This window comes from Streptomyces sp. NPDC001410, assembly GCF_042895235.1.
Taxonomy (GTDB): domain Bacteria; phylum Actinomycetota; class Actinomycetes; order Streptomycetales; family Streptomycetaceae; genus Streptomyces.
The window spans coordinates 610,329-632,175 of the sequence record NZ_JBIAWE010000002.1 but is presented as its reverse complement, the minus strand read 5'-3'; the positions used below and the strand labels follow the sequence as shown (position 1 = coordinate 632,175).

Sequence of the window (21,847 nt, the reverse complement as noted above, 5' to 3'; positions counted from 1 at the left end):
CCCGTACGGCGCCGGTTACTCCGCCTGGAGCACCAGCAGGGCCAGGTCGTCCTCCGGCAGACCGCCGCCGAAGTCGTGCACCAGACGACGGATCCTGTCCGCGATCAGCTCGGCGCTCAGGCCCGCACAGCCGGACAGGGCCCGCGCGAGCCCGTCGCCGTCGTCGAACTGGCGGGAGCCGGAACGGCGCTCGGTCACCCCGTCGGTCACGCACAGCAGGCTGTCACCGGGGCCCAGCTCGATGGTCTCGCTGGTGTACGTCTCGTCCTCCACCACGCCCAGCAGGGTCTGCGGGCGGGCGGCGGTGCGCACGTCGCCGTCGGGGCGCAGCAGCAGCGGCAGGGGGTGTCCGGCGGAGGCGAGGGTGCAGCGGACGCCGCCGTCGTGCGGGGTCAGCTCGCCGTACAGAAGGGACAGGAAGCGGGTCTGCGGGCCGTCCCCGGGCGCCACGGGCCGGGCGCCGCCGGCGACCAGTGCGCGGGCGGCCGCGTCGGCGGCCTCGGTGGCGTCGTCCAGGAGGAGCTGGTTGAGGCGGTCGAGGACGTCGGCGACCCGATAGCCCTCGCGGGCGAGCAGCCGCAGCCAGGGACGGGCGAGTCCGATCACGACCGCCGCCTCGGGGCCCTTGCCCTGTACGTCGCCGACGGCGAAGCACCAGCGGCCGTCGCCCGCCGGGAACAGGTCGTAGAAGTCGCCACTGGGGCCGCCCTTGTCGCAGGGCTCGTAGACGAGCGCGCTGCTCACTCCGGGGATCTCGGCGACCGCGCCGGGCAGCAGGCCGCGCTGCAGGACGGCGCTGATGGTGGCCTGCCGGGCGTACTGGCGGGCGGCGCCGATGGCCAGGGCGACCCGGCGGGCGAGATCCTCGACGAGCCCGGTGACCTCGTCCGGGAAGCGTTGCAGCCCGCAGCGCCCGATGACCAGCGTGCCCAGCGGGCGGCCGCCCGCGATCAGCCGGTACGCCAGCGCCGCGCCGTGGGCGTCCTGCGGGCCGAGCGCGTCGCCGGGCCAGGGGTACGACTCCGGGCCGGACCTCCCCCACTCCCGACCTTGTTCGAGCGGGGGGATCCCCATCCCGTCCCGCGGGCAGGGCGGATCCTTCTCCAGGGCGCGGGACAGCTCCTCGATGCGGTTCTCGCTGGCGTGCCAGACCCGCGTGGGCGCGCCGCCGTCGCCGCCGCGCACGGTCGCCTCGTCCTCCAGCCACACCGCGCACCAGTCGGCGAGCCGGGGCACGATCAGCTGGCCGGTGAGGGCCGTGACCAGGTTCTCGTCCAGCTGCCCGGCGAGCAGGTCGGAGGCCTCGGCGAGGAAGGACAGCGCGCCCCGGCCGAGCCAGTCCCGGTCGGCTGCGGGGCGCTGCGGCTGCGGGGCGAGAGCCTCGGCGACCGCCAGGGTGTGCGCCGGGGCGGGCCCGTCCGGGGCCTCCCCGCCGTCGGCGGACAGCCGCGCCCACACCGTCTTGGTGCCGGTGCGGTAGGTGACGCCCCAGGACTCGGCGAGGGTGGCGACCAGGCGCAGGCCGTGCCCGTACTCGGGGGTGTCGTACGGCGCCTCGCCGCGCGCTGGGTCGCGCGGCGCGCGCGCCGGGTGGTGGTCGCGCACTTCCACCACGAACGCGCCGGACTCCTCCAGGCGCCAGTCGACCTCCACCTCCGTGCCCGCGTGGACGACGGCGTTGGTGACGAGTTCACTGACGACGGCCATGGCGTCGTCGGCCAGCCGTGGGGACCGCTCCGGATCGACGAGCCCCCGGTGGGACCACTCGGCGAAGGCGGAGCGCACCAGCGCACGGGCGGATCCGGGCGCGAGGGGACCGCCGGGCAGGGTGACGAGTCCCTGTGCCCCACAGTCGTAACTCTCGCTCTCCCGCTGCGTCGGTATGGCCGCCATGTCCATGCGGCCAGGGTGACAGAGTGACCCCACGCCTGTGCGCTGAGTTACCGAAGTGGACAGGCGCGCGTGAGAACTGTGCTACGGGTGTGCTCGAACACGGTCGGAAAATGTGCGGAATTGGAGCACCCGCGCCTCCTCGGTTCGGTCCTGCCGCGGCCTTGGCTCGGTCCTGCCGTGTCCTCGGCTCAGTCCCCGATGTACCGGATGAGCACGCGCAGCGTCGTGCCGCGTTCGGTCCGCCAGGTCACCTCGTCCCCCACCTCGCGCCACAGCAGTGCCTTGCCCAGGGCCTGATCCGGTCGGCCCGAAGGCGCGCCATCATTCACCCGGAAGGGGGAACGGTCCGAGCGACGGCGTCCGTCTCGGTGGTCTGCACGGGCTGCCGGAGTTGCCGTAGGCGCGGCCGGGGCGGACGGTCGGGGCTTCCCCTCGGCGTCGGCCGTCCGCCCGTTCCGCCTGGTCCGGGCACACGCCGGCCCCGGAAGGCGAAGTGCCTTCCGGGGCCGGACGGTTGTCTCACGCCTCGCGGGTGCCCGAGTACATCTCGTCGATCAGGGCCTTGTACGTCCGCTCGACCACCGGCCGCTTCAGCTTCAGGCTCGGGGTGATCTCGCCGTGCTCGACGTCCAGGTCGCGCGGCAGCAGCCGGAACTTCTTGATGGTCTGCCAGCGCTGCAGGCCCTCGTTGAGCTGCTTGACGTAGCCGTCGACCATCTCGACCGTCTGCGGGGCCGCGACGATCTCGGCGTACGACTTGCCGTCCAGGCCGTTCTCCTTGGCCCACTGCAGGACGGCGATCTCGTCGAGGGCGATGAGGGCGGTGCAGTAGTTCCGGTCGGCGCCGTGCACCAGGATGTTGGAGACGTACGGACACACCGCCTTGAACTGGCCCTCGACCTCGGCCGGGGCGATGTACTTGCCGCCGGAGGTCTTGATGAGGTCCTTCTTGCGGTCGGTGATGCGCAGGTAGCCGTCGGGCGACAGTTCGCCGATGTCGCCGGTGTGGAACCAGCCGTCGCTCTCCAGCACCTCGGCGGTCTTCTCGGGCTGCTGGTGGTAGCCGTCCATGACGCCGGGGCCGCGCAGCAGGATCTCGCCGTCGTCCGCGATGCGCACCTCGCAGCCGGGCAGCGGCTTGCCGACGGTGCCGGTGCGGTAGGCCTCGCCCGGGTTGACGAAGGAGGCCGCGGAGGTCTCGGTGAGGCCGTAGCCCTCCAGGATGTGGATGCCGGCGCCGGCGAAGAAGTAGCCGATCTCGGGGGCCAGCGCGGAGGCACCCGAGACGCAGGCGCGCAGCCGGCCGCCGAAGGCCTCGCGCAGCTTGGAGTAGACGAGGGCGTCGGCGACCTTGTGCTTGGCGCCGAGGCCGAACGGCACGGCGTGGCTGCCGGTGCGGCGGAAGTTGTCCTGCGAGACCTTGGCGTACTCGCGGGAGACCTCGGCGGCCCACTGGAAGATCTTGTACTTGGCCCCGCCGCCCTCGCGTGCCTTGGCGGCGACGCCGTTGTAGACCTTCTCGAAGATGCGCGGCACGGCGGCCATGTACGTCGGCTGCACCACCGGAAGGTTCTCGATGATCTTGTCGACACGGCCGTCCACGGCGGTGACGTGGCCGACCTCGATCTGGCCGGAGGTGAGGACCTTGCCGAAGACGTGGGCGAGCGGCAGCCACAGGTACTGCACGTCGTCGCCGCTGATCAGGCCGGTCGCGGCGATGGCCTTCGCCATGTACGCCCAGTTGTCGTGCGGCAGGCGCACGCCCTTGGGGCGGCCGGTGGTGCCGGAGGTGTAGATGAGGGTGGCGAGCTGGTCCCTGGTGAGCGCGCCGACCCGCTCCTTGATCAGCTCGGGGTGCTTCTCCAGATGGGCGGCGCCGCGCTGCTCAAGATCGGTGAGGGTGATGACCCACTCATCCGTCTCGACGCCGGCCGGGTCGATGACGACGACCTTGGTCAGCGCGGGCAGCTCGGCGCGCTTCTCCAGCGCCTTGGCGACCTGGGCCGCGTCCTCGGCGATCAGCACCCGGCTCTCGGAGTCGGAGAGGATGAACGCGGACTCGTCGGCGTTGGTCTGCGGGTAGACGGTCGTGGTGGCGCCGCCCGCGCACATGATGCCGAGATCGGCGAGGATCCACTCGACGCGGGTCGAGGAGGCGAGCGCCACCCGCTGCTCCGGCTGCAGACCCAGTTCGATGAGCCCGGCCGCGATCGCGTACACCCGCTGTGCCGCCTCGGCCCAGCTCAGCGACTTCCAGTCGTCGGGACCCTGGCCGGAGGCGGGCGGGACCGGGTAGCGGTAGGCCTCGGCGTCCGGTGTGGCCGCCACGCGCTCCAGGAAGAGGGCCGCGACGGACGGCGGGCGGTTCTCGATCAGGGTCTGTGTGTCGGTCACGACGTCCTCCGGGGCCCGCGACAGTGCGGCTGACTCGGTGCGGCTGGGTTAACTCACGGTGGGGTTCAGGCTGCGTTGTTTAACTCGCGAGTAACTATCGAGCAGGGATCAGAGTAAGGGGCGACCGGCCGCTGCGTAAGGGGCATCGGCCTGTCACTTTCCACGCAGAGCGACGCTACGCACGCGTAGGGGCCCGCCATGCTTTCGCACGACGAGCCCCTGTTGTGCCCGGTTTGCGGACACCGCGCACTGTTACCGATGGTTACTTCTTGCCCTTGCCCGACCCCGCGCTGTCATCGCTGGACAGGACCGCGATGAAGGCCTCCTGCGGAACCTCCACGGAACCCACCATCTTCATCCGCTTCTTGCCTTCCTTCTGCTTCTCCAGCAGCTTCCGCTTACGGGAGATGTCACCGCCGTAGCACTTGGCGAGGACGTCCTTGCGGATGGCGCGGATGGTCTCGCGGGCGATGACCCGGGAGCCGATGGCGGCCTGGATCGGCACCTCGAAGGCCTGCCGCGGGATGAGCTCGCGCAGCTTGGCGACGAGCCGCACCCCGTACGCGTACGCGGCGTCCTTGTGGGTGATCGCCGAGAAGGCGTCCACCTTGTCGCCGTGCAGCAGGATGTCGACCTTGACCAGGCTGGAGGTCTGCTCGCCGGTGGGCTCGTAGTCGAGGGACGCGTAGCCGCGGGTCTTGGACTTCAGCTGGTCGAAGAAGTCGAAGACGATCTCCGCGAGCGGAAGGGTGTAGCGGATCTCGACCCGGTCCTCGGAGAGGTAGTCCATGCCGAGCAGGGTGCCGCGCCGGGTCTGGCACAGCTCCATGATCGAGCCGATGAACTCGGTGGGCGCCAGGATGGTGGCGCGCACGACCGGCTCGTACACCTCGCCGATCTTCCCCTCGGGGAACTCGCTCGGGTTGGTGACGACGTGCTCGCTGCCGTCCTCCATGACCACGCGGTAGACCACGTTGGGCGCGGTGGCGATCAGGTCGAGGCCGAACTCGCGCTCCAGCCGCTCCCGGATCACGTCCAGGTGCAGCAGGCCGAGGAAGCCGACGCGGAAGCCGAAGCCGAGGGCCGCGGAGGTCTCCGGCTCGTAGACCAGCGCGGCGTCGTTGAGCTGGAGCTTGTCGAGGGCCTCGCGCAGCTCCGGGTAGTCGGAGCCGTCCAGCGGATACAGGCCCGAGAAGACCATCGGCTTCGGGTCCTTGTAGCCGCCGAGCGCCTCGGTGGCGCCCTTGGTCTGGCTGGTGACGGTGTCACCGACCTTGGACTGGCGCACGTCCTTCACGCCGGTGATGAGGTAGCCCACCTCACCGACGCCCAGACCGTCCGCCGAGAGCATCTCGGGCGAGTTGACGCCGATCTCCAGCAGCTCGTGGGTGGCGCCGGTCGACATCATCTTGATGCGCTCGCGCTTGTTGAGCTGGCCGTCGATGACACGGACGTAGGTCACGACACCGCGGTAGGAGTCGTAGACCGAGTCGAAGATCATCGCGCGGGCCGGCGCGTCGGCGACCCCGACCGGCGCCGGGATCTCCTTGACGACCTTGTCCAGCAGCGCGTCGACGCCGAGACCGGTCTTGGCGGAGACCTTCAGCACGTCCGACGGGTCGCAGCCGACCAGGTTCGCCAGCTCCTCGGCGAACTTCTCCGGCTGCGCGGCCGGCAGGTCGATCTTGTTCAGCACGGGGATGATCGTGAGGTCGTTCTCCATCGCCAGGTAGAGGTTGGCGAGGGTCTGCGCCTCGATGCCCTGGGCGGCGTCGACGAGGAGGATGGTCCCCTCGCAGGCGGCCAGCGACCGCGAGACCTCATAGGTGAAGTCGACGTGCCCCGGGGTGTCGATCATGTTGAGGATGTGCGTCGTGCCCTGGTCGGGGCCCTCGGTCGGGGCCCAGGGCAGACGCACCGCCTGGGACTTGATCGTGATGCCGCGCTCGCGCTCGATGTCCATCCGGTCGAGGTACTGAGCACGCATCTGCCGCTGCTCGACCACACCGGTCAGCTGGAGCATCCGGTCGGCGAGCGTGGACTTGCCGTGGTCGATGTGCGCGATGATGCAGAAATTGCGGATCAGAGCCGGGGCGGTACGGCTCGGCTCGGGCACATGGTTAGGGGTCGCGGGCACGCAGGGTCCTGTCTCTTGAGGCGCCTTATGCCTCGGGTCGGATCGATACGTAGTCTCCATGGTCCCACGCGAAGGGACCGGGGACCGTTTTGGGCCGCCCGGAGGGCCACTGGTACTGTAGATGGCTGTGCCTCATGCCCTCTCAGCGCGAGGCGCGAACAGAAAATTTTTGGATCACCGGTACGGGACCCGAGCGGCCCCGCACCAGAACCTGAAAAGGCTCCTTCGTGGCGAACATCAAGTCCCAGATCAAGCGGATCAAGACCAACGAGAAGGCTCGGCTGCGCAACAAGGCCGTCAAGTCCTCCCTGAAGACCGCAATCCGCAAGGCCCGTGAGGCCGCTGCCGCGGGTGACGTCGAGAAGGCCACCGAGCTGCAGCGCGCTGCCGCGCGTGCGCTCGACAAGGCCGTCTCGAAGGGCGTCATCCACAAGAACCAGGCCGCCAACAAGAAGTCGGCGCTTGCTTCCAAGGTCACGTCCCTCAAGGGCTGAAACTCCCTTTTGATCTGACCGCCGGAAGGACCCAGAGCGGGCCCTCTCTCATCCGCTCCCGTCCGGCACCCCAGAGCCTGTTCGCGGCCTGCGTTCGCCACGCGGGAACGGGCTCGCAGCTTGGTCCGAGGCCCCGTGCCCTCCCTTCCCCAGGGTGGGCGGCGGGGCCTTCGGCATGACCGCCCCGGGCCTTCGCGTCACGACCAGAAGGCGTTGTCCCTGTCGATGTCCGGTACGCACTCGTCGATGTCGGTGATCTTGTCCCCGACGATCCGGAAGACCAGGCATCCGTCCTCCCCGTAGCGCTTTTCCCCGCGCTCCGCGGTGACGTGGTGCAGGGCCACGACATGCCCCCGGCCGTCGACGAACACGCTGCGCAGCTCGACGCGCAGACTGCCGCCGCTGTCCTGGAAGAGCCGGCCGTACATCTTGATCACGGCTTCCCGGCCCTTGAAGTCGCCGGAGAGCGGATGACTGCCGGGCGCGTGATAGGTCACGTCCGCCGTCATCAGCTCCCGCAGGGCGTCCATGTCGGCTCGGAAGAAGGCGTCGTAACCCTTACGGACCAGGGCTGCGTGCGGATGTTCAGCCATGGCGATCGCCACCTTCCAGTGCTTCGGCGATGTACGGCTGACAGCTCCGATTCTCCTCGCCTACGGCCACCGGGCGACTGGATCACCGCTCCGGCCCTAAGGCTCAGCCCCGCCCTCTGGACCGCGCGGCGCGGGCGATCGTCACGACCGCCTTCTCCAGCGCGTACTCGGGGTCGTCACCGCCGCCCTTCACACCCGCGTCGGCCTCGGCGACCGCCCGGAGCGCCACCGCCACCCCGTCGGGCGTCCAGCCCCGCATCTGCTGGCGCACACGGTCGATCTTCCACGGCGGCATGCCCAGCTCGCGGGCGAGATCGGCGGGCCGGCCGCCGCGTGCCGACGACAGCTTCCCGATCGCCCGCACCCCCTGGGCCAGCGCGCTGGTGATCATCACCGGAGCCACCCCGGTGGCCAGCGACCACCGCAGCGCCTCCAGCGCCTCCGCCGTACGGCCCTCCACCGCCCGGTCGGCGACCGTGAAGCTGGAAGCCTCGGCCCGCCCGGTGTAGTACCGCCCGACGACGGCCTCGTCGATCGTCCCCTCTACGTCGGCGACGAGCTGCGCCACCGCCGAGGCCAGCTCGCGCAGGTCGCTGCCGATCGCGTCGACCAGCGCCTGGCACGCCTCGGGCGTGGCCGACCGCCCGAACCCCCGGAACTCGCCCCGCACGAAAGCCAGCCGGTCCGCCGGCTTGGTCATCTTCGGGCAGGCCACCTCCCGCGCCCCGGCCTTGCGCGCGGCGTCCAGCAGGCCCTTGCCCTTCACACCGCCCGCATGCAGCAGCACGAGGGTGATCTCCTCCGCGGGCGCCCCCAGGTACGCCTTCACGTCCTTGACCGTGTCGGCCGAGAGATCCTGGGCGTTGCGCACGACCACGACCTTGCGCTCGGCGAAGAGCGAGGGACTCGTCAGCTCGGCGAGCGTGCCGGGCTGCAACTGGTCCGGGGTCAGGTCCCGTACGTCCGTGTCGGCGTCGGCGGCCTTTGCGGCGGCCACCACCTCCTGCACGGCACGGTCGAGCAGGAGGTCCTCCTGGCCCACGGCAAGGGTCACCGGGGCGAGAGGGTCGTCATTCGCAGTCTTCCTGGCCATCGCCTACAGCATCCCACGCGGCACTGACAACGAACCGGCCGCGCACCCCGACCGGTCCCGGACCGCTCCCGCAGCCGGCCCCGGGGTCACGGCTCCTCGCGCCAGCCGTCCCACTCCCCCGCGAAGGCGTCCAGTTCGGCGGGGTCCAGGCGTCCGGCCTCGTCGTGCAGGACCAGCAGCCACTGGGCGTCCTCCGCGTCGTCCTCGCCGGCCAGGGCGTCCCGGACGAGCTGGGGCTCCTCGTCGACGGCGAAGCGCTCCCCGAGCGCCTCGGCCGCCTCCTCGGCGGCATCGCGGTCGGGCAGCACCAGCACGTGTCTCACATCGCTCACCGCCCCATTCTCCGGCACCCGCCGCACACCCAACGGCCCGGGCAGCCCCTCCGAATCAGTCGCTGTCAGTCGTTCCGATTCCGCACGGCCGGCACCCGGCTCAGCCCGATCCCGAACCGCTCCCGGTACACCGCCAGCACCTCCTCGTCCGTCCCCAGTTCCGTCGTCTCCTTCTTCCCGTCGGGGACCGTCGTCGTCAACGCCCGGCCGCTGAGGGTGATCCGCCCGCCGTCCTCCGTCACCCGTGAGCACACCAGGGACCGGGTGAAGTGCGACTGCGGCGAGGTGCTGTGCCACCAGGCCCCGGCCGCGAAGTCCCCGAGCGCGCGGGGCCGCGTCTCCAGCCGGTACTGCGGCCTGCCGTTCCGTACGACGTCCAGGTCCGGGGCCGCGGCCGAGTCGCCCCCGCCACCGAGCACTCCGGCGAGGTCCGGGCCGGCCTCCGCCACCCGGAACGTCCCGCCGGGATCCGGCTGCTCCCCGCGTTCCGCGAACGCCAGCGGATAGTGGCTGTGCGCCCCGAACCCGACGTCGGCGAGCCAGTCCCCACCGTCCGCCGTCCGCACCCGCAGCGCGAGATGGTCGTACGGGATGCCGAGGCGCCCCTCGTCCCCGTACACCCGCCCCGCCAGCAGCTGGACCTCATATCCGAGAGCGGCGAGCAACGCCCCGAACAGACCGTTGAGTTCGTAGCAGAAGCCGCCCCGCCGCCCCTCGACCACCTTGTCCAGCAGCCGCTTCTCCTCCAGCACGATCTCCTCGCCGAGGTGAATGGACAGGTTCTCGAAGGGCACGGTCCGCAGATGGCGCAGGTGCAGCTCGCGCAGGGCCTCGGTGGTGGGGTGCGGCGGGCGGACGGCCCCGATGCGGCGGAGATATGCGTCCGCCTGTGCTGGGTTCATGCATCCAGTCTCGGTGATCACCCACTCCTCAGTCTCTCGCCACCCGCACCTCCCCGTCCGTCCCGCCCCCGCCGACCGCGAGCGCGCCGTCCCGGTCCGTGCGCAGGACCACCGCCCCGCCGGCCCGCAGCGCGGCGACGGTCGCCGGTGCCGGGTGGCCGTAGGGGTTGTCGGCACCGCAGGAGATGAGCGCCACCCGCGGGGCCGCCAGCCGTATCAGGTCCGGGTCCTGATAGGCCGAGCCGTGATGGGCCACCTTCAGCACGTCCACTCCCGCCAGCCGGGCCGCGACCGGGGAGCGCAACAGGGCCTGCTGAGCGGGGGGTTCGAGGTCCCCGAGAAGCAGCATCCGCAGTCCGCCGGACCGGACGAGCAGGGCGACACTGGCGTCGTTCGGTCCGTCCGGCTCCGCTGCCGCGGCCTGCCCCGGGGCCGGGGCGGCGGGTGGCCACAGCACCCGCCAGGCCAGCGGTCCGCTGCGGCGCTCCTCCCCGGCCACGGCCCGGGTGAGCGGGATGTGCCGCTCGGCAGCCTCCCTTCTCACGAACTCGGCCTGCTCCGCCGGTTCTTCGAAGTCCGTGGTCTCGATCGCGGCCACCGAGCGGCCGCGCAGAACCCCGGGCAGCCCCGTGACGTGGTCGGCGTGGAAGTGGGTCAGGACGACCAGGGGGATGCGGGTGATGCCCAGCTCCCGCAGGCAGTGGTCGACCAGCGCGGGGTCGGGTCCGGTGTCCACGACCACCCCGGCCCCCTCACCGGCCGCCAGCACGGTCGCGTCGCCCTGCCCGACGTCGCACATCGCGTACCGCCAGCCCGGCGGCGGCCAGCCCGTGATCACCCGGGTCAGGGGCGCCGGGCGCACCACCACCAGCAGAAGCAGTACCCCGAGCGCACCGCACCACCAGGGGTGCCGCAGCAGGCGCCGGCAGGCCAGGACGACGGCCACGGTGAGCGCCGTGAGCAGCAGCGCCCCGGGCCAGCTCCCCGGCCAGTCCACTCCCGCTCCGGGCAACGCCGCCCCGGTCCGGGCGATCTGCGCGATCCATCCGGCGGGCCAGCCGGCGCACCAGGCCAGCACCTTGGCCGCCGGCATCGCCACCGGCGCCGTGGCGAGCGCGGCGAACCCCAGCACGGTGGCCGGCGCGACCGCCACCTCGGCCAGCAGGTTGCAGGGCACCGCCACCAGACTCACCCGGGCCGACAGCACCGCGACGACCGGCGCGCACACGGCCTGTGCGGCGGCGGCCGCGGCCAGCCCCTCGGCGAGCCGGGCCGGCACCCCGCGCCGCTGCAGCGCCTCGCTCCAGCCGGGCGCCAGTACGAGCAGCGCACCGGTGGCCAGCACGGAGAGCAGGAAGCCGAAGCTGCGGGCCAGCCAGGGGTCGTACAGCACCAGCAGGAGGACGGCCGTGGCCAGCGCCGGGACCAGGGATCTGCGGCGCCCCGTCGCCAGGGCGAGCAGGGCGACCGCGCCGCAGGCCGCGGCCCGCAGCACGCTGGGGTCGGGCCGGCACACGATCACGAAGCCGAGCGTGAGCGCTCCCGCGAGCAGGGCGGTGGCCCGCAGCGAGAGCCCCAGGCGAGGGGCGAGTCCGCGGCGCTCGACGCGCTGGGCGAGACCGGGCGGCCCGATCAGCAACGCGAGCAGGATCGTGAGGTTGCTGCCCGAGACGGCGAGCGTGTGCGCCAGGTCCGTCTCCTTGAAGGCGTCGTCCAGTTCGGGTGTGATCCGGGAGGTGTCGCCGACGACCAGCCCGGGAAGCAGCGCCCGGGCGTCCGCCGGCAGTCCTTCGGTCGCCTCCCGCAACCCGGCCCTGAGCCGGCCCGCCAGCCGCTGCGGCCCGCTCGGCCCCTCGACGACCTCCGGCACGGGCTCGCTCCGCACCCGCAGCACGGCCGCTGTCCGGTCGCCGCCCGTCAGGGCGGGCGCCAGCCGGGCGTTCACCCGCAGCCGGGTGGACGGCAGCAGCCCGAGCCAGCCCGGGCGCGCACCGCTCGTGCCCCGCACGCCGGCCGCGTCCCCCGTGGGAGGTGCGCGCGGCGCGGGCACGTCGGTGTCGACGACCATCAGCACCGGAGTCCGCGTCCGTACCCCGGCCCCGTCGCCCTCCGCCACGCGCCGCACCTCCGCCCTGGCCAGCACCGCCACGGGCGCCGCATGATCACCCCGCACCCGTGGCCTGCTGAGCCAGGGGTCGCCGGTCAGCTCGACCTCGGCGGTCACGGTCGCGAACCGCCGCGCCAGCTCGGGCACCGGCCCGCGCCGCACATCCGCCCCGTGCAGCCCGGCGGAGGCGGCCGCCGCGGTCACGCACAGGAGCACGGCGGCGACCGGGGCACGGGCCCAGGCGAACCGGACGGGCGCCCCGACCGGTCTCCCCCACCGCCAGGCCGACAGCAGGACTGCTCCGGCGAGCAGACAGGCGAGAGAAAGGCCGGCACTCCAGCCCGGCGGAGCATCGAGGACCAGGGCAGCCGTCGCCCAGGCCGCGAGTGCCGGGGGCACCAGACGGAGGTCGGTCGGGGTCGGCGGCTGCTGCTCGGAGGGGGCGCTCATGGCTGCACCATGGTCCGCAGGTCGGAGAAGCGGCGGGCGCCGATGCCGTTGACCTGGCGCAGCTCGTCCACCGAGCGGAAGCCGCCGTGCCGGGTGCGGTAGTCGATGATGTGCTGGGCCAGCACGGGGCCGACTCCGGGCAGGGTGTCGAGCTGGTCCGCGGTCGCCGTGTTGAGGGAGACCGGGGCCGCCGGTCCCGTCCCCGCCGGTCCGGAACCCGCACCGCCGCCCGGCCCGGGCGGGACGGCCGCCGCTCCGGCGGTCGCGCCGACCAGGACCTGCTCGCCGTCCACCAGGAAGCGGGCCCGGTTGAGCCCCTCGGTACTCGCACCGGGCCGTACCCCGCCCGCCGCCCGCAGCGCGTCCGCCACCCGCGAGCCGGCCGGCAGCCGCCGGATCCCGGGCCTGCGGACCTTGCCGCTGACGTCGACGACGATCTCCCCGCCCGGCTTCGCCGAGGCGCTCACGGCGCCACCGGACTTCGCGTCCTCCTCCTTCCCGGCGAACGGCGTCTCGGCACGCACCACTTGGGGAGCGCTCACGGTCTGTGTCCGCCCGGCCCAGAAGTGCTGGACGGCGAACACGGCAGCCACCACGAGCACCACGGTGAGCGCGACCACTCCCCGCCGCTCCACCCCGCACCGCACCTGCAACCACACCGGCAGCCGCTCCCGCAGAGCGAGCCCGGCCCGCTCCCGCAGGCCCGGCACGACAGGCTCCGTCGGCTCCGAATGAACTGCCGGGTCGGCCAGTTGCTCGTCGGGCGCTTCAGCCGGCCTCGGCTGGGTGGACGGCACGCGAGCCCCGGCGGATTCGAGCAACCCCGTCCTCAACCCAGGCGCCGGCCCCGCTGCCATCGCCGTACGCGCCGGCTGCTGCCTCTCCGGCGGGGCGTTCCCCGACTCCCGCCACTGCACGGCTCGTTCGCCGAAGAGGAGTTCCGCGCGGCGGCGCAGCTCATCCGCGGGTGCGGGCACGCGGTGACGGGCGCGGCGACGGTCGGTGGGGTGGCGGCGGACGCGCCCGTCGGAGGTGGGGCCACGGCCCGGTCCGCTGGTCGGGGTGGCGGTGCGTGAGCGTGATCGAAGTGCCATGCGACGAGGATGGAACATCTCGCCACTTCACGATGATCTTGGTCAATTCCCGGGGATTACCGCCCGGTTGTGGAGAACTCCACCACTCACACGAGTGACAGCAGCCCGGGAAGCGGGGGTGTCAGCGCGGCGAGACGACCACTCCGAGCAGCCCGGGCCCGGTGTGCGCCCCGATCACCGCCCCGACTTCGCTGACATGCAGCTCGGACAGCCCGGGCACCCGCTCCCGCAGCCGGTCGGCGAGGGCGGCGGCCCGCTCGGGGGCGGCGAGATGGTGGACGGCGATGTCGACCTCGGCGCCGCCCGCCCGGTCGGCCACGATCTCCTCCAGGCGGGCGATCGCCTTGGACGCCGTACGGACCTTTTCCAGCAGCTCGATGCGGCCACCGTCCAGCTGGAGCAGCGGCTTGACGGCCAGTGCGGAACCGAGCAGGGCCTGTGCGGCGCCGATGCGACCGCCGCGACGCAGATAGTCCAGCGTGTCGACGTAGAAGTAGGCGGAGGTGCCCGCGGCCCGCTTCTCGGCCGCCGTCACGGCCTCGTCCACCGTGCCGCCGGCCTCCGCGGCCTCGGCCGCGGCGAGCGCGCAGAAGCCCAGCGCCATCGCGACCATCCCGGTGTCCACCACCCGCACCGGCACCGGTGCCTCACGCGCCGCGAGGACCGCCGCGTCGTAGGTGCCGGACAGCTCGGCGGACAGATGCAGGGAGACGATGCCGCTCACGCCGCACTCGGCGACCCTGCGGTAGGTCTCCGCGAACATCTGGGGGCTGGGGCGGGACGTGGTGACCGGGCGCCGCTTCTGCAACGCCTGGGCCAGGGAACGGGTCGAGATCTCGGTGCCCTCTTCGAGCGCCTGGTCGCCGAGGACCACGGTCAGGGGCACCGCTGTGATGCCGTGACGCTCCATCGTCCGCGGCGGCAGGTAGGCCGTTGAATCGGTGACGATAGCGACATGGCGGGACATGAGCTGGAGGTTACCTGCCGTAGCGCTCGCGCGGCAGCCCAGCCCCTGTCTGCCGGTCCGGAAGCGGACCGGTCATGCGGTGCTCTCGGGGCGCGGCTTCTTCTCCCAGGGGTAGGAAGGGCGCTGCGCCGGCGGGGTGATCGCCTGGGCCGTCGGCTCATCGGCGGTGCGGGAGCCGGGTGTTTCCTGCCAGGTCTGCTGCTGTGCCTCGGGGCCGTCGGCGGCGGCCGGGGCGCCGGGCCACGGCGGGGGTGCCGGAGTGGGCTCGGCCCGCGTCCAGTGGCGAAGGGCCCCGGCCTCGACGTCGATCTGGGCGCTGAGCGAGTCCAGGTCGTCCTCGGAGAAGCGGCGGGCCCGGTCGCGGGCGGCCCAGCGCAGGGAGTCGGCGGACTTGGTGATGCGCTCGGTGCGGCCGCGCAGCTCGGGCAGCCGTGCGGCGAGCGTGGCCCGGTCCGGCTCGGACTCCAGACGCTTGAGGTCGGCGTCCAGCTCACGGCCGTGTGCGCTGAGCCGCTCGAAGAGGCCGAGGGACTCCTTCAGCGACTCGTCCTCGGGCACGCCCGCGTGCAGGGCTTCCTGGGTGGCACGCATCGAGGTGCGCAGCGTGAGCCGCAGCTGGGCGATCTCCCCGGCCGGGCCGACCTGGGCGAAGGACTTGGCACGCAGCGTGTGGTCCTCGACCGTGCGTCTGGCCTGCGCGATCGTACGGTCCACTCCGCGCTTGGCGGCGCCGAACGCCTTGATCGTGACGAAGGCGCCGAGGCCGACGAAGAGCAGGAAGAGCAGGGCGAACACGGTGATCACTGCTTCCATGACGCTTCTCCTCCGCCGGGTGCGGCACAGCCGCTGTGTTCTCCACGGTAAACGCAGCGGGCAGGCCCGGAGTTCCAGAAAAACCCCGAACCTGCCCGTAGGGGACTACCCCGACGCCGGATTCCCCGACGCCCGGGACCCCGGGTGTTCCGGTACTGGGATGTCCGCTCAGACGTCGTCTCAGGCCGTAACGATGTTGACCAGCTTCGGCGCCCGCACGATCACCTTGCGGATGCCCGCGCCGTCCAGCGCCGCGACGACCTTCTCGTCGGACAGCGCCACCTTCTCCAGCTCCTCCTCGGAGATGGCCGGCGGCACCTCCAGACGGGCCTTGACCTTGCCCTTGATCTGGACCACGCAGGTCACGGTCTCGTCCACCACGTACCGCGGGTCGGCGACCGGGAAGTCCTGGTGGACGACCGAGTCGGTGCGGCCCAGCTTGCGCCACAGCTCCTCGGCGATGTGCGGGGACAGCGGGGCGACCATCAGGACCAGCGGCTCGGCGACCGACCGCGGCAGGGCGCCACCGCCCTTGGTCAGGTGGTTGTTCAGCTCGGTGACCTTGGCGATGGCGGTGTTGAAGCGCAGGCCCTCCAGGTCCTGGCGCACGCCGTCGATCGCCTTGTGCAGGGCACGCAGCGTGTCCTCGTCGGGCTCGGCGTCGGTGACGGTGACCTCGCCGGTGTTCTCGTCGACGATGTTGCGCCACAGCCGCTGCAGCAGCCGGAACTGGCCGACCACCGCACGCGTGTCCCAGGGCCGGGAGACGTCCAGCGGGCCCATCGCCATCTCGTACAGGCGCAGCGTGTCCGCGCCGTACTCCGCGGCGATCTCGTCCGGAGTCACCGCGTTCTTCAGGGACTTGCCCATCTTGCCCAGCAGCCGGGTGACCCGCTCGCCCTCGTAGTAGTGCGCGCCGTCGCGCTCCTCCACCTCGGCGGCCGGCACGGCGATGCCGCGGCTGTCGCGGTAGACGAAGGCCTGGATCATGCCCTGATTGAACAGCTTGTGGAACGGCTCCGCGGAGGAGACGTACCCCAGGTCGTACAGGACCTTGGACCAGAAGCGCGCGTACAGCAGGTGCAGCACGGCGTGCTCGGCGCCGCCGACGTACAGGTCGACACCGCCGTGCGGCTGGCCCTCGCGCGGGCCCATCCAGTACTGCTCGATGTCGGGATCGACCAGCTTCTCGCTGTTGTGCGGGTCCAGGTAGCGCAGCTCGTACCAGCAGGAACCGGCCCAGTTGGGCATGGTGTTGGTCTCGCGGCGGTACTTCTTCGGCCCGTCGCCCAGGTCCAGGGTGACGTTGACCCAGTCCTCGTTGCGGGACAGCGGGGTCTCGGGCTGGGTGTCGGCGTCGTCCGGGTCGAAGGTGCGCGGCGAGTAGTCCTCGACCTCCGGCAGCTCCAGCGGCAGCATCGACTCGGGCAGCGCGTGGGCGATGCCGTCCTCGTCGTAGACGATCGGGAAGGGCTCGCCCCAGTAGCGCTGGCGGCTGAACAGCCAGTCGCGCAGGCGGAAGTTGACGGTGCCCTCGCCGATGCCCTTGCGCGCCAGCCATTCGGTGACGCGCGCCTTGGCCTCGGCGACGGGCAGGCCGTCCAGGGAGATCTCGTCGTTGGCGGAGTTGATGATCTTCGCGTCGTACGACCCGAAGGCGTCCTCCCACGTCGAGGTGTCGGTGCCCCGGCCGTCGGTCGGCTCGACGATGCAGTGGATCGGCAGCTCGAAGGCCCGCGCGAACTCGAAGTCGCGCTGGTCGCCCGCCGGGACGGCCATGATCGCGCCGGTGCCGTAGCCCATCAGGACGTAGTCGGCGATGAAGACCGGGATCCGGTCGCCGTTGACCGGGTTGGTCGCGTACGCGCCGATGAAGACGCCGGTCTTGTCCTTGGCCTCGGCCTGGCGCTCGACGTCGGACTTCGAGGCGGCCTGCGCGCGGTAGGCGGCGACGGCCTCGGCCGGGGTGGCGTGGCCGCCGGTCCACACGTCGTGGGTGCCCTCCGGCCAGGCGGCCGGGGTGAACTTGTCGACCAGCGGGTGCTCGGGGGCCAGCACCATGTAGGTCGCGCCGAACAGGGTGTCCGGGCGGGTGGTGAAGACCGTGATGCGCTCGCCGTCGATCGGGAAGTCGACGCGGGCGCCCTCGCTGCGGCCGATCCAGTTGCGCTGCTGCAGCTTGATGGCCTCGGGCCAGTCCAGCTCCGCCAGGTCCTCCAGCAGCCGGTCCGCGTAGGCGGTGATGCGCATGTTCCACTGGCGCAGCTTGGCCTTGAAGACCGGGTAGTTGCCGCGCTCGGAGCGGCCGTCGGCGGTGACCTCCTCGTTGGCCAGCACGGTGCCCAGGCCGGGGCACCAGTTGACGGGCGAGTCGGAGGCGTAGGCCAGGCGGTACTCGCCCAGAACCTCGGAGCGCTCGGTGGCGGTCAGCTGGTTCCACCCGCGCCCGTGGTCGCCCGGTACGGCGCGCTCACCGGACTCGAACTGGGCGATCAGCTCGGCGATCGGGCGGGCCTTGCGGGCCTCGTCGTCGTACCAGGAGTTGAAGATCTGCAGGAAGATCCACTGGGTCCACTTGTAGTAGTCCGGGTCGATCGTGGCGAACGACCGGCGCTTGTCGTGGCCCAGGCCCAGCCGGCGCAGCTGGGACTTCATGTTGTTGATGGCCGCCTCGGTGGTGACGCGGGGGTGCTCGCCGGTCGCCACGGCGTGCTGCTCGGCGGGCAGGCCGAAGGCGTCGAAGCCCAGGGTGTGCAGGACGTTGTGGCCGGTCATGCGCTGGAAGCGGGCGTAGACATCGGTGGCGATGTAGCCCAGGGGGTGACCGACGTGCAGGCCCGTACCCGAGGGGTACGGGAACATGTCCATGATGAACTTCTTGGGCTTGGCGACCAGCTCGGGGTCACCGGCCAGGTCGCCCTTCGGGTTCGGCGCCGCGTAGGTGCCGTCGACGTCCCAGAAGTCCTGCCAGCGTGCCTCGATCTCGGCAGCCAGGGCGGCCGTGTAGCGGTGCGGCGCGGCCACCTCGGCGGGGGCAGCGGGGTTCGTCTCGCTCATGATCCTCAAAGCTCCATCGATCGTCTCTGCCTGCGGCTGTGTCCTTGAGAAACGAAAAAACCCCTCGCACAGGAGGGGACGCCGCGCCGATGCCGACCCGCCCGGCTCGACCGGGGGTCGGTACTGATCAGCGCGGCCCGCTAAGCAGAAGGCGTACGGCACGCATGGCGCTAGGGTACCGCAGCCCTTGAGCAAGCGGCGACGAACGTCCGTATGCCATGTGGACATGCCACGAACCCGACCAGAACTGAACGAAGGTCAAAGATTACTTCGCGTAACACCCACTAAAGGGCATCGGCACGGTCGCATTGTCCTTTGATAACAACGCAATAACTCAAACCTCGTACTGATCGGTATGGCGCCACCTAGAGTTCGGCAGCGGGACCGCCTTCCCGAAACTGCTCGGAGTTGCCCCCATGAACCCTCGTCGTAGTAACAGCTCACTCCCCAAACCGGGCCGGTCGGCCTATGGGGTGGCGACTGCTGTCGTCCTGCTGCTCATACCCGTGGTTGTGGTGTACGGAGGCGGCTGGCTCCAGGACTTCCTGAACTTCGGTGCGGGCGTCCTGTCGCTCGTCAGCCTCACCTGTTCGGTGATCTGGGGTCTGGTCACGCAGGACCGGCTCATCCTCAACACCCGTCAGCGGATCGTCGCCCAAGCCATCCACCGGGTGCTCGCGGTGGCCTCGATCGCGTTCCTCCTGGTGCACATCACGATCAAGCTGGCCCTGGGACACACCGTCCTGATCGCCGCGCTGATCCCCTTCAGCCTCGGCGTCGCGGGCAGCGGGGGGCTGATCGGCCTCGGCTCGCTGGCCGCCCTGCTCATGATCTTCGTGGGTGTCACCGGCGCGCTGCGCAACCAGTTCGCCTCCCCGGCCCCGGTGGCGGCGCGCTGGCGCGCCATGCACATGCTGGCCTACCCGGCCCTGTGCGCGGCGCTGATCCACGGCCTGTTCGCGGGGCGCCCCGCGAAGCCGTTCTTCATGATCTCGTACGAGTTGTGCCTGGTCGGCATCATGGCCGCGCTCGCGCTGCGGGCCGCGCCGCGCCCGTTCAAGCGCAAGGTCGCCGACCGGATCGTCGCACTCATCGGCACCGAGGAGCGGCAGGGCCTCGAGGGCCTGGAGGCGAGCCGCTCCCGGGTCGCCGAGTCCGGCCCGCAGGGCTTCGAGGGCCGACGCGAGCCGAAGGCCGCGCCGGCCGAGAGGCCGGCCCCTGCCGCCTCGTCGCTGTACCAGACCCCCGCGAGCCCGGCACCCGAGCCCGCGTCCGCGTCCGGCTTCGCTGCGGCCTACCGCGCGGTGTCCACTCCGGGACCCCAGCAGCAGTCGTACGCGGCCGGCCAGACCACACGCATGGACCTGCCGCTGGATCTGCAGGCCACGGAGGCGATGCCGCGCGTGGACGGCCCGTCCAGCACCTCGGGCAGCTGGCCGATCCCGTCCCCGCCGCCGGTCGGCGAGGCCCCGCCGTCGGCGTACGACCCGCTCCAGGACACGGGATACACCATCCCGGCCTATGGCAATACGGGCACCGGTGGATACGGCGGAAGTGACATGTACGACACCGGTGAACCGAACAACCTCTATGGCACGTACAACTCGGGTGACACGTTCAACAGCGGTCCCGCCACAGAACCAAACCCCGGCACCTCGTACGAGACGCCGGGTTCGGGCGAACCTTGGAACACGCCTTCCGGAGGCTATAGGTGAACGAGGCCCTGCCCGACGTACCCGAAGTCCGCGTGGTCGGACTTCCGCAGCTCACGTCGGGCTTCGACCTTGTGGAGCGGCTCGACCTGCCCATGCATCTGAAGGTGCACGGGCCGCTCGACCCGCTGAGCGGCGAGAAGCTCGCCCAACTCGCCGAGGCCATCAACCTCAAGGGCCGCGGCGGCGCGGGCTTCCCCTTTCACAAGAAGCTGCGATCGGTCGCCGAGTCCGCCATCAAGCGGGGGGTGCGGCCGGTCGTCGTCGTCAACGGCAGTGAGGACGAGCCGGCCTGCCGCAAGGACACGGTGCTCATCAACCGTGCCCCGCACCTCATCCTGGACGGCGCCCTGCTGTGCGCCGAGGCCCTCGGCGCCCGCACGCTCGTGATCGGGGTCACCCGGGAGTCCACCCAGCGCTCCATGGAGGCCGCGCTCGCCGAGCGCGGCCTGAGCAACAGCCGCAGATCGGCACTGCGCGCGTGGGTGCAGCGCAACCCCGTGCGCATGGTCACCGGCGCCGCCGCGTCGCTGATCCGCTCGGTCGACGGCGGCCCGGCGATCCCGCCCGGCCGCAAGATCAGCGCCTCGCAGTCCGGCGTCGGCGGGGCGCCCACCCTGCTGTCGAACGCGGAGACGTTCGCGCAGCTGGCCATCGCCGCCCGCATCGGCCCCGAGCGCTACGGCAACACCGGTCTGTACGACGAGCCGGGCACCGTCATGCTGACGGTCTCCGGCGCGGTCGCCCGCCCGATGGTGCTGGAGGTCCCCACGGGCGTGCCGCTGCGCTACGTCCTGCAGCTGGCCGGCGCCCCGCCGGTGCCGCAGGGCGTGCTGACCGGCGGCTACCACGGCAAGTGGATCGACGCGGCCACGGTCAACGAGGCGATCGTCTCCCGCAACTCCCTGGACGCGGTGGGCGGTGCGCTGGGCGCGGGCGCGATCCTGCCGATCACTCAGGAGACCTGCCCGCTGGGCGAGTCGCTGCGGGTGGCCCAGTGGCTGGCCGAGGAGAGCGCCGGCCAGTGCGGCCCCTGCTATCTCGGACTGCCCGCCGCCGCGCGCGGTATGGAGGACATCCTCAACGGCGGCGGACCCGCCGCCCTGGAGGCGCTGAAGCAGGTCGCGAAGAACGTGAAGCGGCGCGGGGCGTGTTCGCACCCCGACGGCTCCGCGATGTTCCTGGAGTCGACCATCAAGGCGTTCACCGACGACCTGGCCGCGCACGTCCTCGGAAACGGCTGCGGACGGCCCGTGGAGGGCGTTCTGCCGCTCTTCGAGGGAGGCAGGGCCCCTGCGGGCATCCCGGGCGGCTCAGAGGCCGAGGAGAGCGGCTCCAGCCGCCAGAAGATCTACGTCGACTGGACACTGTGCCGGGGTCACGGTCTGTGCGCCGACATCCTCCCGGAGGTCTTCGAACTGGGCGCGGACGGTTTCCCGACCGTGGCGCAGGCACAGGTGCCGCGCTACGCGGAGGCGAAGGCACTGCGCGCGGTGCGCCGCTGCCCGGCGCTGGCGCTGCGCATCGAGGAGGACACGCGCGGGCAGGCGCCCTCGCGCAACCTGCCCGTCCTGTCCCAGGGCCGCGGCCGCCGCGCCCTCGGACGCTGAGCGAAACCGAAGGCGGTCACCCGAGCCGGGTGGCCGCCTTCGGCCTGCCTCGGAAATAGTGCAGAACACGCCGAAGGCGGACCATCCGTTCGGATGATCCGCCTTCGACTTCTGTGGAGCTAAGGAGAATTGAACTCCTGACCTCCTGCATGCCATGCAGGCGCTCTACCAACTGAGCTATAGCCCCTTGCGGCCACGC

The 21,847-nt window shown here is 71.7% G+C and carries 16 protein-coding genes and 1 tRNA gene; 3 read left to right on the top strand and 14 right to left on the bottom strand.

Annotated features, from left to right (window positions below; genetic code table 11):
* Positions 1–15: 15 nt before the first annotated feature.
* From ACFY3C_RS06315 to lepA, 4 genes are all read right to left on the bottom strand, one after another.
* The gene (locus ACFY3C_RS06315; protein ID WP_390769939.1) at positions 16–1,893 is read right to left on the bottom strand and encodes a SpoIIE family protein phosphatase; all 1,878 of its coding nucleotides are present in this window, start codon (positions 1,891–1,893) and stop codon (positions 16–18) included.
* A 188-nt stretch (positions 1,894–2,081) separates the two neighbouring features.
* Positions 2,082–2,222: a hypothetical protein gene (locus ACFY3C_RS06310; RefSeq protein ID WP_386571882.1), complete on the bottom strand. Its 141-nt coding sequence runs from the start codon at positions 2,220–2,222 to the stop codon at positions 2,082–2,084.
* 190 nt (positions 2,223–2,412) lie between these two features.
* Positions 2,413–4,287, bottom strand: a complete 1,875-nt coding sequence (locus ACFY3C_RS06305) for an AMP-dependent synthetase/ligase (protein WP_390769894.1) — start codon at positions 4,285–4,287, stop codon at positions 2,413–2,415.
* A 262-nt stretch (positions 4,288–4,549) separates the two neighbouring features.
* A complete protein-coding gene (gene lepA / locus ACFY3C_RS06300) occupies positions 4,550–6,424 on the bottom strand; it encodes a translation elongation factor 4 (RefSeq protein WP_390769893.1) in 1,875 nt (624 codons plus the stop codon).
* Positions 6,425–6,651: 227 nt separating this feature from the next.
* Here lepA and rpsT point away from each other — a divergent pair, with 227 nt between their 5' ends.
* Positions 6,652–6,918 (top strand): 30S ribosomal protein S20, encoded by a 267-nt coding sequence (rpsT, locus tag ACFY3C_RS06295; RefSeq protein WP_067006864.1) that lies wholly within the window; start codon positions 6,652–6,654, stop codon positions 6,916–6,918.
* 197 nt (positions 6,919–7,115) lie between these two features.
* Here the strand turns inward: rpsT and ACFY3C_RS06290 are convergent, their stop codons facing one another.
* The 9 genes from ACFY3C_RS06290 to leuS form a co-directional block, all read right to left on the bottom strand.
* Entirely contained in the window at positions 7,116–7,511 is a 396-nt protein-coding gene (locus ACFY3C_RS06290; protein ID WP_386571877.1) for a nuclear transport factor 2 family protein, read from the bottom strand.
* A 103-nt stretch (positions 7,512–7,614) separates the two neighbouring features.
* Positions 7,615–8,604, bottom strand: coding sequence for a DNA polymerase III subunit delta (gene holA / locus ACFY3C_RS06285; protein ID WP_386571876.1), 990 nt, complete (start codon positions 8,602–8,604; stop codon positions 7,615–7,617).
* Between the two features lie 86 nt (positions 8,605–8,690).
* Positions 8,691–8,936: a hypothetical protein gene (locus ACFY3C_RS06280; RefSeq protein ID WP_386571875.1), complete on the bottom strand. Its 246-nt coding sequence runs from the start codon at positions 8,934–8,936 to the stop codon at positions 8,691–8,693.
* Positions 8,937–9,001: 65 nt separating this feature from the next.
* Positions 9,002–9,838 carry an arylamine N-acetyltransferase gene (locus tag ACFY3C_RS06275; protein WP_390769892.1) on the bottom strand — a complete coding sequence of 279 codons (837 nt, stop codon included), beginning with the start codon at positions 9,836–9,838 and terminating at the stop codon, positions 9,002–9,004.
* Positions 9,839–9,866: 28 nt separating this feature from the next.
* Positions 9,867–12,395, bottom strand: coding sequence for a ComEC/Rec2 family competence protein (locus ACFY3C_RS06270; protein WP_390769891.1), 2,529 nt, complete (start codon positions 12,393–12,395; stop codon positions 9,867–9,869).
* Positions 12,392–13,489, bottom strand: coding sequence for a helix-hairpin-helix domain-containing protein (locus ACFY3C_RS06265; RefSeq protein WP_390769890.1), 1,098 nt, complete (start codon positions 13,487–13,489; stop codon positions 12,392–12,394). Before ACFY3C_RS06265 ends, ACFY3C_RS06270 begins: the two co-directional genes overlap by 4 nt.
* Before the next feature lie 121 nt (positions 13,490–13,610).
* Entirely contained in the window at positions 13,611–14,456 is an 846-nt protein-coding gene (locus tag ACFY3C_RS06260) for a DegV family protein (protein ID WP_390769889.1), read from the bottom strand.
* Positions 14,457–14,528: 72 nt separating this feature from the next.
* Positions 14,529–15,269 carry a hypothetical protein gene (locus tag ACFY3C_RS06255; RefSeq protein WP_390769888.1) on the bottom strand — a complete coding sequence of 247 codons (741 nt, stop codon included), beginning with the start codon at positions 15,267–15,269 and terminating at the stop codon, positions 14,529–14,531.
* A gap of 180 nt (positions 15,270–15,449) precedes the next feature.
* On the bottom strand, positions 15,450–18,326 hold the full coding sequence (gene leuS / locus ACFY3C_RS06250) for a leucine--tRNA ligase (RefSeq protein ID WP_390769887.1): 2,877 nt from the start codon (positions 18,324–18,326) through the stop codon (positions 15,450–15,452).
* Positions 18,327–18,742: 416 nt separating this feature from the next.
* Between leuS and ACFY3C_RS06245 the strand changes: the two genes are divergently transcribed.
* Both ACFY3C_RS06245 and ACFY3C_RS06240 read left to right on the top strand, forming a co-directional pair.
* Positions 18,743–20,041, top strand: coding sequence for a cytochrome b/b6 domain-containing protein (locus tag ACFY3C_RS06245; protein ID WP_390769886.1), 1,299 nt, complete (start codon positions 18,743–18,745; stop codon positions 20,039–20,041).
* Positions 20,038–21,648, top strand: a complete 1,611-nt coding sequence (locus ACFY3C_RS06240; RefSeq protein WP_386571863.1) for an NADH-ubiquinone oxidoreductase-F iron-sulfur binding region domain-containing protein — start codon at positions 20,038–20,040, stop codon at positions 21,646–21,648. Before ACFY3C_RS06245 ends, ACFY3C_RS06240 begins: the two co-directional genes overlap by 4 nt.
* A 114-nt stretch (positions 21,649–21,762) precedes the next feature.
* On the opposite strand, the gene ACFY3C_RS06235 is transcribed toward ACFY3C_RS06240, so the two are convergent.
* Positions 21,763–21,835: transfer RNA gene (locus ACFY3C_RS06235), tRNA-Ala, on the bottom strand.
* Positions 21,836–21,847: the final 12 nt, after the last annotated feature.

Coding starts and splice junctions, on each gene's coding strand:
- ACFY3C_RS06315 (WP_390769939.1), bottom strand. CDS start 1,893: ATGGCGGCCATACCGACGCAGCGGGAGAGCGAGAGTTACGACTGTGGG.
- ACFY3C_RS06290 (WP_386571877.1), bottom strand. CDS start 7,511: ATGGCTGAACATCCGCACGCAGCCCTGGTCCGTAAGGGTTACGACGCC.
- holA (WP_386571876.1), bottom strand. CDS start 8,604: ATGGCCAGGAAGACTGCGAATGACGACCCTCTCGCCCCGGTGACCCTT.
- ACFY3C_RS06275 (WP_390769892.1), bottom strand. CDS start 9,838: ATGAACCCAGCACAGGCGGACGCATATCTCCGCCGCATCGGGGCCGTC.
- ACFY3C_RS06270 (WP_390769891.1), bottom strand. CDS start 12,395: ATGAGCGCCCCCTCCGAGCAGCAGCCGCCGACCCCGACCGACCTCCGT.
- ACFY3C_RS06265 (WP_390769890.1), bottom strand. CDS start 13,489: ATGGCACTTCGATCACGCTCACGCACCGCCACCCCGACCAGCGGACCG.
- ACFY3C_RS06260 (WP_390769889.1), bottom strand. CDS start 14,456: ATGTCCCGCCATGTCGCTATCGTCACCGATTCAACGGCCTACCTGCCG.
- ACFY3C_RS06255 (WP_390769888.1), bottom strand. CDS start 15,269: ATGGAAGCAGTGATCACCGTGTTCGCCCTGCTCTTCCTGCTCTTCGTC.
- leuS (WP_390769887.1), bottom strand. CDS start 18,326: ATGAGCGAGACGAACCCCGCTGCCCCCGCCGAGGTGGCCGCGCCGCAC.
- ACFY3C_RS06245 (WP_390769886.1), top strand. CDS start 18,743: ATGAACCCTCGTCGTAGTAACAGCTCACTCCCCAAACCGGGCCGGTCG.